This is a genomic window from Craurococcus roseus, assembly GCF_039523795.1.
Classification (GTDB): Bacteria; Pseudomonadota; Alphaproteobacteria; order Acetobacterales; family Acetobacteraceae; genus Craurococcus; species Craurococcus roseus.
The window spans coordinates 1-13,702 of record NZ_BAAAFZ010000080.1 but is presented as its reverse complement, the minus strand read 5'-3'; the positions used below and the strand labels follow the sequence as shown (position 1 = coordinate 13,702).

Annotated in this window: 15 protein-coding genes and 1 tRNA gene; 10 read left to right on the top strand and 6 right to left on the bottom strand. The window is 72.4% G+C overall.

Translation table 11 applies throughout. The annotated features are described in order from the left end of the window. Positions 1-88 precede the first annotated feature (88 nt). The 7 genes from gyrA (at position 89) to ABD067_RS22540 (ending at position 6,746) form a co-directional block, all read left to right on the top strand. Entirely contained in the window at positions 89-2,836 is a 2,748-nt protein-coding gene (gyrA, locus tag ABD067_RS22570; protein WP_408871589.1) for a DNA gyrase subunit A, read from the top strand. After that, on the top strand, positions 2,833-3,348 hold the full coding sequence (gene coaD, locus ABD067_RS22565; protein WP_343897660.1) for a pantetheine-phosphate adenylyltransferase: 516 nt from the start codon (positions 2,833-2,835) through the stop codon (positions 3,346-3,348). Before gyrA ends, coaD begins: the two co-directional genes overlap by 4 nt. 107 nt (positions 3,349-3,455) lie before the next feature. Continuing rightward, positions 3,456-4,031 (top strand): peptidylprolyl isomerase, encoded by a 576-nt coding sequence (locus ABD067_RS22560; protein WP_343897659.1) that lies wholly within the window; start codon positions 3,456-3,458, stop codon positions 4,029-4,031. A gap of 141 nt (positions 4,032-4,172) precedes the next feature. Then, a complete protein-coding gene (locus ABD067_RS22555) occupies positions 4,173-4,691 on the top strand; it encodes a peptidylprolyl isomerase (RefSeq protein WP_343897685.1) in 519 nt (172 codons plus the stop codon). Between the two features lie 86 nt (positions 4,692-4,777). Next, positions 4,778-4,853 (top strand) — tRNA-Lys (locus ABD067_RS22550). Positions 4,854-4,968: 115 nt separating this feature from the next. Then, positions 4,969-5,655 carry an NIPSNAP family protein gene (locus ABD067_RS22545; protein WP_343897658.1) on the top strand — a complete coding sequence of 229 codons (687 nt, stop codon included), beginning with the start codon at positions 4,969-4,971 and terminating at the stop codon, positions 5,653-5,655. Positions 5,656-5,711: 56 nt separating this feature from the next. Continuing rightward, positions 5,712-6,746, top strand: a complete 1,035-nt coding sequence (locus ABD067_RS22540; RefSeq protein ID WP_343897657.1) for an amino acid ABC transporter substrate-binding protein — start codon at positions 5,712-5,714, stop codon at positions 6,744-6,746. Between the two features lie 6 nt (positions 6,747-6,752). Here ABD067_RS22540 and ABD067_RS22535 read toward each other — a convergent pair whose 3' ends face one another. Continuing rightward, positions 6,753-7,664, bottom strand: a complete 912-nt coding sequence (locus ABD067_RS22535; protein ID WP_343897656.1) for a lytic transglycosylase domain-containing protein — start codon at positions 7,662-7,664, stop codon at positions 6,753-6,755. Between the two features lie 122 nt (positions 7,665-7,786). Between ABD067_RS22535 and ABD067_RS22530 the strand changes: the two genes are divergently transcribed. Next, a complete protein-coding gene (locus ABD067_RS22530; protein WP_343897655.1) occupies positions 7,787-8,797 on the top strand; it encodes a 2-hydroxyacid dehydrogenase in 1,011 nt (336 codons plus the stop codon). 26 nt (positions 8,798-8,823) lie between these two features. Here the strand turns inward: ABD067_RS22530 and ABD067_RS22525 are convergent, their stop codons facing one another. Together ABD067_RS22525 and ABD067_RS22520 are read right to left on the bottom strand one after the other, a co-directional pair. Continuing rightward, entirely contained in the window at positions 8,824-9,525 is a 702-nt protein-coding gene (locus tag ABD067_RS22525) for a hypothetical protein (protein ID WP_343897654.1), read from the bottom strand. Between the two features lie 121 nt (positions 9,526-9,646). Then, positions 9,647-10,432 (bottom strand): response regulator transcription factor, encoded by a 786-nt coding sequence (locus tag ABD067_RS22520; RefSeq protein WP_343897653.1) that lies wholly within the window; start codon positions 10,430-10,432, stop codon positions 9,647-9,649. Between the two features lie 220 nt (positions 10,433-10,652). Here ABD067_RS22520 and msrP point away from each other — a divergent pair, with 220 nt between their 5' ends. Next, the gene (gene msrP / locus ABD067_RS22515; protein ID WP_343897652.1) at positions 10,653-11,591 is read left to right on the top strand and encodes a protein-methionine-sulfoxide reductase catalytic subunit MsrP; all 939 of its coding nucleotides are present in this window, start codon (positions 10,653-10,655) and stop codon (positions 11,589-11,591) included. 16 nt (positions 11,592-11,607) lie between these two features. Then, positions 11,608-11,904, top strand: a complete 297-nt coding sequence (locus ABD067_RS22510) for a hypothetical protein (protein ID WP_343897651.1) — start codon at positions 11,608-11,610, stop codon at positions 11,902-11,904. Between the two features lie 98 nt (positions 11,905-12,002). Here the strand turns inward: ABD067_RS22510 and ABD067_RS22505 are convergent, their stop codons facing one another. The 3 genes from ABD067_RS22505 to ABD067_RS22495 form a co-directional block, all read right to left on the bottom strand. Continuing rightward, on the bottom strand, positions 12,003-13,004 hold the full coding sequence (locus ABD067_RS22505; protein ID WP_343897650.1) for a Bug family tripartite tricarboxylate transporter substrate binding protein: 1,002 nt from the start codon (positions 13,002-13,004) through the stop codon (positions 12,003-12,005). A gap of 79 nt (positions 13,005-13,083) precedes the next feature. Further along, positions 13,084-13,515 carry an NUDIX hydrolase gene (locus ABD067_RS22500; protein ID WP_343897649.1) on the bottom strand — a complete coding sequence of 144 codons (432 nt, stop codon included), beginning with the start codon at positions 13,513-13,515 and terminating at the stop codon, positions 13,084-13,086. Next, on the bottom strand, positions 13,512-13,702 hold a 191-nt coding region (locus tag ABD067_RS22495; protein WP_343897648.1), incomplete at its 5' end, for a hypothetical protein. The genes ABD067_RS22495 and ABD067_RS22500, both read right to left, overlap by 4 nt.

Genomic DNA, 13,702 nt, shown 5'->3' with positions numbered 1-13,702 from the left:
GAGCAAGCACGGCGTGAGCGGCACCACCAAGGACGGCGGCGGCGGAGCCCGGCCGGAGGAGAGCCCCCCGGTCGCCCTCGAGGAGGAGATGCGGCGCTCCTACCTCGATTACGCGATGAGCGTCATCGTCGCCCGCGCCTTGCCGGACGCGCGCGACGGGCTGAAGCCGGTCCACCGGCGCATCCTCTACGCCATGCACGAGAGCGGCTTCACCGCCGACAAGCCGTACCGCAAGTCGGCGCGCGTGGTCGGCGAGGTCATGGGTAAGTACCACCCGCACGGCGACAGCGCGATCTACGACGCCATGGTGCGGATGGCGCAGCCCTTCTCGCTGCGCGTGCCGCTGATCGACGGCCAAGGCAACTTCGGCAGCATGGACGGCGACCCGCCGGCGGCCATGCGCTACACGGAGTCGCGGCTCGCAAAATCCGCCACGGCGCTGCTGGAGGGCATCGACGAGGACACCGTCGATTTCCAGCCCAACTACGACGAGAGCGACAGCGAGCCGCGGGTGCTGCCCGCCGCCTTCCCGAACCTGCTGGTCAACGGCGCCAACGGCATCGCCGTCGGCATGGCCACCAACATCCCGACGCACAATCCGGGCGAGGTCATCGACGCGACCCTGGCGTTGATCGCCGAGCCGGACACCCCGCTCGACGAGCTGATGCGGATCATCCCCGGGCCGGACTTCCCGACCGGCGGGCTGATCCTCGGCCGCTCGGGCATCCGCTCGGCCTTCGAGACCGGCCGCGGCTCCATCCCGTTGCGCGCGCGCTGCGAGATCGAGGAGATGCGCGGCGGGCGGCAGTGCATCGCCGTCAGCGAGGTGCCCTACCAGGTCAACAAGGCGACGCTGATGGAGCGCATCGCCGAGCTGGTGCGCGCCAAGCAGGTGGAGGGCGTCTCTGACCTCCGCGACGAGAGCGACCGCGACGGGTTGCGCATCGTCATCGAGCTGAAGCGCGACGCGACGGCGGAGGTGGTGCTGAACCAGCTCTACCGCATGACGCAGCTCCAGACCTCCTTCCCGGTGAACTTCCTGGCGCTCGACGAGGGCAAGCCGCGGCAGATGGGCCTGCGCGACGCGCTGCTCGCCTTCATCCGCTTCCGCGAGGAGGTGATCGCCCGCCGCAGCCGCCACCGGCTGAACAAGGCGCGGGAGCGCGGGCACCTCTTGATCGGCCTCGCCATCGCGGTGGCCAACATCGACGAGGTGATCCGCCTGATCCGCGCCAGCCGCGACCCGGCGGAGGCGCGCGCGGCGCTGATGGCGCGCGACTGGCCGGCCGGCGACGTCGGGGTGCTGCTGGCCCTGGTCGAGGACGCCGGCAACATCGTCACGCCGGACGGCACGGTTCGGCTGACGGACGCGCAGGCTCGCGGCATCCTGGCCCTCACGCTGCAACGCCTCACCGGCCTGGAGCGCGACAAGATCGCGGCGGAGCTGGAGGAGGTCGGCGGCCGCATCCGCGAGCTGCTGGAGATCCTCGGCAGCCGCCCGCGCCGCCTGGAGGTGATGACCGAGGAGCTGCGCGCGGTGCGCGCCCAGATCGCCTCGCCGCGCCTGACGCAGATCGTGGAGGGCATCGCCGACCTCGACGACGAGAGCCTGATCGAGCCGGGGATGATGGTCGTCACCCTGACGCGCGACGGCTACGTGAAGCGCACGCCGCTCGACACCTTCCGGGCGCAGCACCGGGGCGGGCGCGGGCGCAGCGCGGCGGCGACGCGCCAGGACGACTTGGTGGTGCGGAGCTTCATCGCCCACACCCACCAGTGGGTGCTGTTCTTCACCAGCCGCGGCATCGCCTTCCGCGAGAAGGTCTGGCAGTTGCCGGAGGGCGGCGCGCAGGGCAAGGGCCGCTCGCTGCGGCAGGTTCTCCAGTTGCAGGAGAGCGAGCGCGTCACGGCGGTGCTGCCGCTGCCGCAGGACGAGTTGCTGTGGGACGGGCTGCACCTCGTCTTCGCCACCTCCGCCGGCAACGTCCGGCGCAACCGCCTGTCGGACTTCCGCAACGTCCGCGCCGCTGGGCTCATCGCCATGAAGCTGGACGGCGACGACGAGCTGATCGGCGTGCAGACCTGCCGCGAAGGCGACGACGTCCTGCTCGCGACCCGCAAGGGCCGCGTGATGCGCTTCACCGCGGCGGCGGACCAGCTCCGCGTCTTCGCCGGGCGCGACAGCTCCGGCGTGCGCGGCATCCGCCTCGTGTCCGGCGACCGGGTGATCGCCCTGTCCGTGCTCCGCCACGTCGAGGCGACGGTGGCCGAGCGCGCCACCTACCTGCGCGGGGCGGCGCAGCGGCGCCGCGCGGCGGGCGAGGAGGTGGAGGGCAACGGCAACGGCGTCGCCAGTGGCTTGGCCGAGGAGGGCGAGGAGGCGAGCGCCGAGGTGGCGATGACCGCCGACCGCACCGCCGACCTGGAAGCGGCTGAGGAGATCATTTTCACCGTCACCGACGGCGGCTTCGGCAAGCGCTCCTCGGCCTACGAGTACCGGGTGACGGGCCGGGGCGGGCAGGGCATCGGCGGCATCGAGCTGCGCCCGAGCCGCAACGGCCGCGAGGTGGTGGCGACCTTCCCGGTGCGGCCCGGCGACGACGTCATGCTCGTCACGGACAGCGGCCGCCTGATCCGCCTGCCCGCCGACCAGGTGCGGATCACCGGGCGGCAGGCGATGGGCGTCACCTTGCTGCGGCTGAACGACGGCGAGCGGGTCACGAGCTGCTTCCCGGTGCTGGACGGGGAGGGCGATAACGGGCAGGAAGGCGCCCCCTCCGCGGAGGGCGTCGCCGCGGACGGCGTGGTGGACGGGAGCGAGGAGGAAACGCCGTGACCCGGCACGTCGGCGTCTACCCCGGCACCTTCGACCCGGTGACGAACGGGCACCTCGACATCATCGACCGCGCGGCGCGCATCCTCGACCGGCTGGTGGTTGGCGTCGCCATGAACGCCGGCAAGGGGCCGCTCCTCCCGTTGGAGGAGCGGGTGGAGCTGGTGAAGGCCGAGACCGACGCCATCGCCGCCCGCACGGGCACGGCGGTGGAGGTGGTGCCCTTCGAGGGGTTGCTGATCGGCTTCGCGCGGCAGGTCGGCGCCGGCACCATCATCCGCGGCCTCCGGGCGGTGTCCGATTTCGATTACGAATTCCAGATGGCCGGCATGAACCACCGCCTCGACCCCGGCGTCGAGACGGTGTTCCTCATGGCCAGCGAGACGCACCAGTTCATCTCCTCGCGCTTCGTGAAGGAGATCGCGCGGCTCGGGGGTGACGTCGCTACCTTCGTGCCCAAACTCACCCTGCAACGGACCCTGGCGCGCGTGCGCCTGCCCCGGGCGCCCGAGTAGCGGCGCCCCGCCCCTGCAACCCTTCGCGCCCTGGGGCGTGAACCCGGTAGGCGGGCCGGAGCAACCGCCGGCCCTGACCCCCGACCACAGCCGAGGAGAACACCAACATGCGGCGACGCGACCTCGCCGGGCTGGCAGCGGCCCTGGCCGCCGCTCCGGCGCCCTGGCACGACGGCGCTTCCGCCCAAGGCCCGCAGGCCGGCGGAGGCGGTTCGGAAGAACGGCTTGTCCTGGACCTCAAGGACGGGCCGGTCACCATCCAGTTGCTGCCCGACGTGGCGCCCAAGCACGTGGAGCGCATCAAGACGCTGGCGCGCCGCGGCTTCTACGACGGCACGCCGTTCCACCGGGTGATCGAGGGCTTCATGGCCCAGGGCGGCGACCCCACCGGCACCGGCACCGGCGGCAGCGACCTGCCGAACCTCCCGGCCGAGTTCACCAACCGTTACCGCTTCATCCGTGGCATCTGCGGCATGGCGCGCACCAGCGACCCGAACAGCGCCAACAGCCAGTTCTACCTCATGTTCGCGCCGGCGCCGAGCCTGGACGGCCAGTACACGATCTGGGGCCGCGTGGTGTCCGGCATGGAGGCCGTGGACAAGATCAAGCGCGGCGACCCCGCCCGCAACGGCGTGGTGCAGAACCCGGACAAGATCATCCGCGCCCGCATCGCCGGCGCCTGACGGCAACCCACACGAGGAGACGACGACATGAGCGACGAGGCAGGCTCCGACGCCGCCGGCGGCAACACCATGCCGGGCGACGCGCCCGCGGCGGCCCCCGCCGCCGCCGAAGCGCCCCAGGCGAACGACGCGCGGGAGAACATGCTGGTCCTCGAATTGAAGGACGGCAAGGTGATGATCGAGCTGCGGCCCGACCTCGCGCCCAAGCACGTGGAGCGCATCAAGACGCTGGTGCGCGCCGGCTTCTACGACGGCACGCCGTTCCACCGGGTGATCGAGGGCTTCATGGCCCAGGGCGGCGACCCCACCGGCACCGGCACCGGCGGCGCGCGCGAGCAGGGCCACGAGGACCTGCCGGCCGAGTTCTCGCCGCCCAACAAGGCGCGGTTCGTGCGCGGCACCTGCGGCATGGCGCGGACCAACAACCCGAACAGCGCCAACAGCCAGTTCTTCATCATGTTCGCGCCGGCGCCGAGCCTCGACGGCCAATACACGATCTGGGGCCGCGTGGTGTCCGGGATGGAAACCGTGGACAAGGTCAAGCGCGGCTCGGGCGGCAGCGGCATGGTCCAGGGCCCGGACAAGATCGTCCGCGCCCGGATCGCGGCCGACGGCGCGCCGCAGCAGGCCGAAGCCGAGCCCGCCCCGTCGGGGGCCTGAGGCCGTCGCGCGCGCGGGTGCCTTGACACCGGGGCGTCCGCCGCGTTCCAAGGCGCGGCCCGCGTGGCAGCGGGCACCGTTGGTGCGAGCCGGTAGCTCAGTCGGTAGAGCACGGGACTTTTAATCTCGCGGCCGTGGGTTCGAGTCCCACCCGGCTCACCAGCGCCATCCGGTGCGGCATGCGCGGCGTTCGCTCGCAACCGTAGGTACATTGACCCGCGCCGCCGCGCGTGCGGCACTCCGCCCCTGCACGCGACAGGGGGGAAGGGCCGCCGCCATGTTCATCGAGCAGCGCATGTACACGGCGCACCCCGGCAAGCTGCCGGCGTGGCTCCGGCTTTACGAGGAGGTGGGCGGCCCTTGCTCGGCGCGGCACCTCGGCCCGCCCATCGGCTTCTTCACCGTCGAGTTCGGCACCATCAACCGCGTGCTCTTCGTGCGCGGCTTCGACGACATCGACGACCGCGAGCGGCAGATCGCGGCGCGCGAAGCGGACTTGGAATGGGGCCGATTTCGCACGGAGATGGCGAAGTTCGGCGCCCTAGCGCGGCAAGAAGCCAAGCTGCTGAAGACCGTGCCCTTCTCGCCGATCCAGAAGGTCGGGCAGTCTTTCGAGCGCAAGATCGGCGGCGCCCCCGGCAACATGGTCGTGGACCACCGCACCTACGACTTCCACCCCGGCCGCCTGAACGCGTGGCTCGAAGCCTACGAGACCATCGGCCTGCCGGTGCAACAGCGCTTGCTCGGCCAGTTGCTGTTCTTCGCGGTGACGGAGTGCGGCCCGATCAACCAAGCGGTGTTCGCCTGGGCCTACGAGGGCTTGGGCGACCGCGACCGCCGCCGCGGCGCAATGATGGCCGACCCGGGCTGGGCGGAGTTCGGCAAGTCGATCGCCCCGCTGAACGCGCTGAAGCAGCAGAACACCATGCTCCTGAAGCCGACCTCGTTCTCGGCGATCCGGTGACGTCGCCACCCGCTGACCGGGCCGCTACCGTCGCGGCCTCAGACCCGGGAGGTTACATGAAAAAGCGACGCTTTCTGGCCGCCGCGCTGGCCCTTGCCGGCGTGGCGGCGACCGCCGTCGCCGGCCCCGCGCGGGCCGGGCAGACCTTCGACGCGGTGCGCCAGCGCGGCACGCTGAACTGCGGCGTCAACGTCGGCATCGCCGGCTTCTCGCTCCCGGATAGCCAGGGAGTCTGGCGCGGCATGGACGCGGACCTCTGCCGCGGCGTCGCGGCCGCGGTGTTCGGCGACCCGTCCAAGGTCCGCTTCGTGCCGCTCACCGCCGTGCAGCGCTTCACCGCGCTCCAGTCCGGCGAGATCGACGTGCTGATCCGCCAGACCACCCTGACCATGACGCGCGACACCACGCTCGGCCTGCGCATGGTGGGCGTAAACCTCTACGACGGCCACGGTTTCATGGTGCGCAAGGACTCAGGCGTCACCGAGCCGCGCGGCATGGACGGCATGACCGTCTGCCTCTCGCCCGGCACCACGAACGAGCTGGTCACGGCCGACTTCTTCCGCGCCAACAACCTGCGCTTCACGCCCATCCTCCAGGAGCGGATGCAGGACAACGCCACCGCCCTCCAGGCCGGGCGCTGCGACGCCATCGGCACGGACGCGACGCAGCTCGCTGCCATCCGCAGCCAGTTCACCAAGCCGGACGACTTCGTCATCCTGCCGCAGCGCTTCTCCAAGGAGCCCTACGGCCCGGTGGTGCGCCGCGACGACCCCGAATGGTTCGACGTGATCCGCTGGACGCTGTCGGCACTGATCCAGGCGGAGGAGCTGGGCGTCACGGGCACCAACGCCGAGGAGATGCGCCGCACCAGCCAGAACCCCGACGTGCGCCGGCTGCTCGGCGCCGACCCGCTGCTCGGCAACGCGCTGAAACTCGACCCGGCCTGGGCGTACAACGCCATCCGCGCCATCGGCAACTACGGCGAGCTGTTCGAGCGCACGCTCGGCCCGAAGACGCCGATCGGCCTGGAACGCGGGCTGAACCGGCTCTGGACCGAAGGCGGCCTGATGTACTCCTGGCCGATGCGCTGAGCCGCCTCACCGCAACCAAGCGAAGGCGGTCGAGGCCGGCGCGCGCGCCGTGGCGGCAGGCGCCAACATCGTCGGCCCGCGCCCGGCCACCGGTATCGGCACGCTCCGGTACGCGTCCAGGCCGCGCCCGCCGCCGCCGTTCGCGCCCGTGTTCGCGCCTGCCGGGGCCGGCAGCACCGCCGCGCGCTCCGCGCGGTTGGACAGCATGAATCCCCCGCCCGCGCCGGCGAAAGCCGGCGGCGGCACCGGCGCGGCCGCAAGAGGGCGGGGAGTCGTCGGTGCGGCGGCGTGCGCCGCGGCCGCCAGCATCGGCGGCGGCCCGGCGGACGGCGGCACGGCCTGCTCCGCCTCTAGCGCGGCCGCGATCCGGGCGCGGTAAGCCTCCGCCAGCTCCGGCGTTTGGGAATGGTAGTGCGACGCCGACCGCATCCAGTCGCCCCGGGTCGCTTGCAGGTCCCTCAGGAAGCGGGCCGCATAGCGGGCGTTGGCGAGGGGATCGAACGCCTCCTCCAAGGAGGCGAAGGCCTTCGCGTGGTGGCGCAGGTTGATCTGCATGCAGCCGACGTCGATCGACCGCACGCCCTGCGCTTGCAAAGCCTGCACGGCGGCAATCGCTGCCGCCTTGGTGGGGAAGAAACTGCCGCGCCCCTCGGCGTTGATCGTCCAGGGCCAGGGATGGAAACGGCCGGTGTCCGGGTCGCGCCGCCCCGTTTCCACCCGCGCCATCGCCGCCAAGAGGCGGGGTGGCAGCCCGGCCTCGCGCTCCACGGCGGCGACGGCGGCGCGGCAAAGCTGCCCCGGCTCGCCGCCCGGGGGTGGCGTGGCGCCGGCGGCGAACCGGGCGTCGGCCCGCGCCGCCGCGGTGGACGCCGCGAGCAGGACGAGCGACAGGAGCAGGCGAGCGGAGCGCTGGCGCATACGAACCCTTCCCGCGGGACGCGCGATCGCCCCGCGGGACACACCGAGGCAACGGGCGTGCCAAGCCGCGCCGGCGATCCCGCCGCGCCGCGGGTCGGCGCCCTGGCATGGAGGATCTCCGCATGGACGTCGCCGTGTTCAGCACCAAGCCCTATGACCGCCGCTTCCTGGACGCCGCCAACGTGGCCGCCGGCAACCGCCACCGTTTCACCTACTTCGAGGCCCGACTGACCCACGCCACCGCCGTGCTGGCGAAGGGCGCCGCCGCGGTGTGCCCCTTCGTCAACGATCAGGCCGACGAGGCCGTTCTAGAGGAGTTCACTCGGATCGGCGTCCGGCTCGTCGCGCTGCGCTCGGCCGGCTTCAACAACGTGGACCTTGCCGCCGCGCGCCGGCTCGGCGTCACTGTCGCGCGCGTCCCGGCCTATTCGCCGGACGCCGTGGCCGAGCACACGGTGGCGATGATCCTGAGCCTCAACCGCGCCATCCACCGCGCCTACGCCCGCGTGCGCGAGGGCAACTTCGCCCTGGAAGGGCTGCTCGGATTCGACCTGAAGGGCCGCGCCGTGGGCGTGGTCGGCACCGGGCGGATCGGCGTCGCGGTCGCCCGCATCATGCTAGGCTTCGGCTGCCGGGTGCTGGCGCACGACCTGGCGCCGGACCCGGCCTGCGCGGCGATGGGCGTGGCCTACGTCCCCTTGAAGGAACTGCTCGCCGAGTCGGACATCGTGACCCTGCACTGCCCGCTCACCCCGCAAACGCGCCACATGATCGACGCCGCGACCATCGGCCGGATGAAGCGCGGCGCCATGCTGGTCAACACAAGCCGCGGCGGTTTGGTGGACACGCGGGCCGCGATCGACGGGCTGAAGTCGGGCGCCATCGGCCACCTCGGCCTCGACGTTTACGAGGAGGAGGGCGACCTGTTCTTCCAGGACCTGTCGGGCCAGGTGCTGCAAGACGACGTCTTCGCCCGCCTGCTCACCTTCCCGAACGTGCTCGTCACCGGGCACCAGGCGTTCTTCACCGCGGAGGCGCTGACGGCGATCGCCGACACCACAGTGGCCAACATCACCGCCTTCGAACAGACGGGGCGGGCCGTCCACGAGGTTTCGGTCGAGAAGCTGGCGTGACGACCGACACTCCAGGCTGGATGAGGCTACTTGTTGCTGATGTCGTCGGTTGCCCAGCTCGCCAGGAGCCGCCTCGCCGCGTCCGCGGCATCGAGGAACCGGTCCATGCGGTCTTTAGGCAGCCGGAAGTGGAACAGCACCTCCAGCCCCGACAGCGACACGAAGCCGGCGCAGACGTTGTTGTCCAAGCGGCCCGGGCGGGGGCACGAGACATAGGCGCTCATGTCGTGGGGCGGCTCGCCGTACCGCCGCGCGGCGAGGTAGCCGTCCTGTAGGCCCGGCTCGCCCGGTTTCGGCGTGGCCTCCAGCAGGCCCCAGCGCTCGCGGTAGTCGTGCCTACCGGTGCCGAACACGGCGAGCGAGTTGGCGAACATCTGCCCCGGCCGCGGCGGCGCGCCGGGCTCGTCCCAGGCCCGCACGTTGGTGCCGATCGCCACGAACTCGTCGGGCCCCGGCGGCGCCCGGCCGGGCTCCCCGGGCCGCAGCCAGCCCAGGTCGTGGCCCGCCGTGCGCGTGGGCCGCCCGTCCGGCATCCAGAACGCGAAGCTGAACTGGCGCCAGTGGTTGACCGGCTGCAGCGCCTCGGCGGGCGGGCGGATGGACAGGTAGCCGTAGGGCACCCGCCAGACCCGCTGCCCGGTGTCGATCACCACCACCTGCTCGGCCGGCGCCTCTTGCGCCCGCGTGGCGCGGGGGAGCACGGCGGCGCCGAGCGCGGCGATTGCCACGCCTGCGAACGGTCGGCGCCTGACGAGGTCGGCAGAGGTCATCGGCGCAGAGTCAAAGCCTGCTTTACGGTCTGCCGTGCATTGTGCGGCAACGGGCGACGCGCATCCCGGCCGAGTTGTGTCAGGCGCTCAGCCGCACCGCCTCCGCCCGCCGCTCCCACCCGCGCGGCGCGGGCTCCGCCGGCGCCTCTTCCGGCCGGTGCGCCGCGCGCGCTTCGGCCACCGCGGCAGGGGAGGGGTCGAACAGCACGTGGCCGCGGCCCCACACGGTGCGGATCATCTCGGCCGCCCCGCAGGCCGCGAGCTTGCGGCGGAGCTTGCACACGAAGACGTCCACGATCTTGAGGTCGGGCGTTTCTTCGGAATCGGCGTAGAGGCCGTTGAGGAAACGCTCCTTGGTCAGCAGCACGCCCTTGTGCAGCATCATCACCTGGAGGAAGTCGTACTCGCGCCCGGTCAGCGGCACGCGCCGGCCGTCCACGAACACCGCGTGCAGCTCCTGGTCCAGGGTGACGTTGCCGCACACGAGCCGGGCCGAGGCGTAGCCGCTCGCGCGCCGCACCAGCGCCTGGATGCGCGCGTGCAGCACGGGAAAGCTCAACGGGTGCCGCAGCACGTCGTCGGCGCCGGAGTGCAGCGCCGCGGCCTCGTCGCTGGCGTCGACGCGGGCGCAGACCACGAGCACCGGGTGCGCGCTGCCGGAGCGCCGGAGCGCCCGGATGGCGCGGTGCGCGGCCAGATCCAGGCAGGCGAGGTCGAGGACGAGCAGATCGTAAGGCCCGCTGAGGGCGAGCGCCGAAGGGAGATCCTCGAAGTCCCGCGTCGTGTCGCAGACCAGCCCCTCGTCCCGCAGGCCGGAGAGCAGTCGGTCGGGGGCAGCGTTGGGCGAGAGCACCAAAACCCGCATAGGCGCGCGCACTCCGGCATAGGGGTTCGAAGACAGAACGGCTTCGGTTCAAAGACATAGCTGCGGTAACGACTTCGTGAATGATTGGGAGAGTAACCGATGGTTGTCAAGCCACACGGCATGAAACCGACTCCTGGCGTGGGCACCGCCGCCCCCATGCCCAAAAGCTTGAAAAGGCGGGGGGTCCGGGCCTTCTAGGGGCGGCGCGAGGAGGTGATTGATGCTAGTCCGGAGAAACCCTGGTTGGACGATCCCGGAGCGGGAGGTGACGCCCGAATCGTCCTTCTTCGGCCGCCGCGCGGCCCTGGCGGCCGGACTCGCCGGAACCGGCCTCGTCCTGCCCCCGAGCCGCGCTGGCGCCACCGGGCTGCCCGTGGCCATGCGGAACCCCCGCTACAAGGCGGAGCGCGCCATCACGCCCGAGCGCGAGGCCACGACCTACAACAACTATTACGAGTTCGGCAGCCACAAGACGATCTCGGCCGCGGCGCAGAAGCTACCCCTGCGGCCCTGGACGGTCCGCGTCGAGGGCATGGTGGAGCGCCCGGCGGAGTTCGGACTGGACGACCTCTTGCGCCGGCTGCCTATCGAGGAGCGCGTGTACCGCCACCGCTGCGTCGAGGCCTGGGCCATGGTGGTGCCCTGGACCGGCTTCCAGCTTTCGGAGCTGCTGAAGCTCGCCGGCCCCCTCGGCTCGGCCAAGTACGTCCGGTTCGAGACCGCCGCCGTACCCGCCGTGATGCCGGGGCTGCGGCAAAGCTGGTACCCGTGGCCCTACGTCGAGGGCTGCACGATCGCGGAGGCGGCGAACGAGCTGTCCTTCATGGTGGTCGGCGCCTACGGCAAGCCGCTGCCGCCGCAGAACGGCGGCCCGGTGCGCATGCATTTCCCGTGGAAGTACGGCTTCAAGTCCGGCAAGTCGATCGTCCGCATCGTGCTGACCGACCAGAAGCCGGTGAGCTTCTGGGAGAAGATCCAGCCGCAGGAGTACGGCTTCTGGGCCAACGTGAACCCGGCGGTGCCGCACCCGCGCTGGAGCCAGGCCACCGAACGGATGCTGGGCACGGACGAGCGTGTGCCGACGCAGCTCTTCAACGGTTACGGCGAGTTCGTCGCCGGCCTCTACGAAGGCCTGCAACGCGAGCGCCTCTGGGCCTGACGGCGGCGCCGGCGCCTTGCCCTTCCTGCTGATCGCCGCGCTGCTGCTGCTGGCGGCCGGCGCGGCCCTGGGCTTCGCCTTCGGCTGGGGCGCGCCGCTCGGCGAGGCGCTGTTCCGCTACGACCCGGCGCTGCTGAACACCGCCCAGGCCGGCATCCAGCGCCACCTCTCGCCCGCGCTCTGGGACGAGGCGGCGCTGCCGCTGCTGGAGCGCCCCTCCTGGCTGGTGCCGTTCGTCCTGGGGGCGCTGCTGCTCCTGTTATACGGCCTGCTCGCCGCGCGGCGCCGGCGGCGTCCGGCCGTCGGAGGCTAGACCGCGATGGCCCCGAGCGGAAACGCCCGGGGCGTGAATCGCCAGCCGAGCAATCCGTAGGCCAGTGTCGACCTGACCGTGGGCAGGCCGACAGCGGCCTAGTCCAGCCGTGCCCCCGAAGCGCGGACCAGGCTTTCCCACCGCGGCGTTTCCTCGCGGATGCGCGCGGCGAGGGCGGCCGGGCTTTCGCTGGTCTGCACGGTGTAGCCGAGCGGGCGCAGGCGCTCCACGAACTCCGGCTGCGCCGCCACGGCACGCACGGCGTCGAAAAGGGTTCGCACCGTGGACTCCGGCGTGCCGCGCGCGGCCATCACGGCGTTCCAGGTCTGTATGTCGATGTCGCCCAATCCCAGCGCGCCGAGGTCGGCCATGCCGGGCACGTCGGGCAGGATCGGCAGCCGCTCGGCGCTGCTGACCGCGAGCGGCCTGAACCGGCCCGCCTCCACGTGCGGCATCAGCGCCGGCATCACGTCGAACATCATGTCGATCGTGCCGGCCACGAGGTCGTTGATCGCCGGGCCGCCGCCCCGGTAGGGCACGTGGGTGATGCGCGCCCCGGTGGCCCGGTTCACCGCCTCGATCGTCAGGTGGCTGGTGGTGCCGGTGCCCGACGAGCCCATCCGCACCGCGTCCGGGTTCGCCTTGGCCCAGGCGACGAGGGCGGGGAAGTCCGTCCAGCCGTTCAACCGCGCCGTGTCCGCGTTCACCACGCAGAGCAGCGCGCCGGTGGTGATGGCGGTGACGGGCGCGAGGTCCCGCTGCGGGTCGAAGGGCAGGGTGCGGTAGAGCGAAGGCGCGGCGCAGAGCGTGGACACGCCGATCAGGCCGATCGTGCCGCCGTCCGGCGCGGCCTTGGCCACCGCGTCGGCGCCGATGTTGCCGCCGGCGCCGGCGCGGTTCTCCACGACGACGGTCGCGTTCAGCGCCGGGCCGAGCCGCTCCGCGAGCAGCCGGCCGAGGATGTCCACCGCGCCGCCGGGCGGGAAGGGCACCACCAGGCGGATCGGGCGGCCGCCGCCGGGCGGTTCGTTCGCCGAAGCCGCCGCGCCCGCGGCGGGCAGGCCGGCCGCGGCCAGGAGGATGTCGCGTCGTCGGGCCATGGCGCGTCGCTGTTCACCGTCGTCGCCCGGAGGCTGTGGCCTGCGGGCGAGGAGGGCAAGCGGGCGGGCGGGCGGGCGGTCAGACGCGGGCGCGGGCGAGGGAGATCACGCGCAGCACGTCCGGCGTGAGGTCGAAGGTCGGCAGCTCCTCGGGGAGCGCCCAGGCGAGGGCGGACACGTCGTCGCCGGGCCGCGCCTCGCCGGCGGAGTGCCGGCCGCAGTAGTCGACGATGGTGTAGTGGAAGCGGACGCGGCCCTCCTCGTCGCGGACCACGGCGTCCACCACCGCCGCCAGTTCGAGCGGGCCGACCTCGATGCCGGTTTCCTCCGCGAGTTCGCGCCGGGCGGCGGCTTCGGCGCGCTCGCCCAGGTGCTGGGCGCCGCCGGGCAGGGACCACTGGCCCAGGCGGGGCGGCTTGCCCCGCTGCACCAGCAGCACCCGCTCGCCGCTGAAGGCGACGACGCCGATGCCCACCCAGGGGCGGTCCGGGTATTCCCGCCCGACGCTCACCGCGGATGCGTGGCGGAGGACTGCTGGGACGGGTCGCGCGTCCCGGAGGAGTTGCGTTGGCGGTTGTTGGACGGGCGCTCCGGCTTGGCCGGCGGCGCGGCGGCCGGCGCCGCTTGCTGCGCGGGCGTGTTCGGGGCGGCCGTCGCCGGGGCGGCGGCGGTTGCGGCAGCCGTCGCGGCGGCGGTTG

What these genes read in the sequence shown, in the direction of transcription:
- ABD067_RS22535 (WP_343897656.1), bottom strand. Translation starts at nt 7,664, where the DNA reads ATGCGCCAGCGCTCCGCTCGCCTGCTCCTGTCGCTCGTCCTGCTCGCG.
- ABD067_RS22505 (WP_343897650.1), bottom strand. Translation starts at nt 13,004, where the DNA reads ATGGCCCGACGACGCGACATCCTCCTGGCCGCGGCCGGCCTGCCCGCC.
- ABD067_RS22530 (WP_343897655.1), top strand. Translation starts at nt 7,787, where the DNA reads ATGGACGTCGCCGTGTTCAGCACCAAGCCCTATGACCGCCGCTTCCTG.
- ABD067_RS22545 (WP_343897658.1), top strand. Translation starts at nt 4,969, where the DNA reads ATGTTCATCGAGCAGCGCATGTACACGGCGCACCCCGGCAAGCTGCCG.
- ABD067_RS22540 (WP_343897657.1), top strand. Translation starts at nt 5,712, where the DNA reads ATGAAAAAGCGACGCTTTCTGGCCGCCGCGCTGGCCCTTGCCGGCGTG.
- ABD067_RS22555 (WP_343897685.1), top strand. Translation starts at nt 4,173, where the DNA reads ATGCTGGTCCTCGAATTGAAGGACGGCAAGGTGATGATCGAGCTGCGG.
- ABD067_RS22520 (WP_343897653.1), bottom strand. Translation starts at nt 10,432, where the DNA reads ATGCGGGTTTTGGTGCTCTCGCCCAACGCTGCCCCCGACCGACTGCTC.
- ABD067_RS22560 (WP_343897659.1), top strand. Translation starts at nt 3,456, where the DNA reads ATGCGGCGACGCGACCTCGCCGGGCTGGCAGCGGCCCTGGCCGCCGCT.
- gyrA (WP_408871589.1), top strand. Translation starts at nt 89, where the DNA reads ATGCGGCGCTCCTACCTCGATTACGCGATGAGCGTCATCGTCGCCCGC.
- msrP (WP_343897652.1), top strand. Translation starts at nt 10,653, where the DNA reads ATGCTAGTCCGGAGAAACCCTGGTTGGACGATCCCGGAGCGGGAGGTG.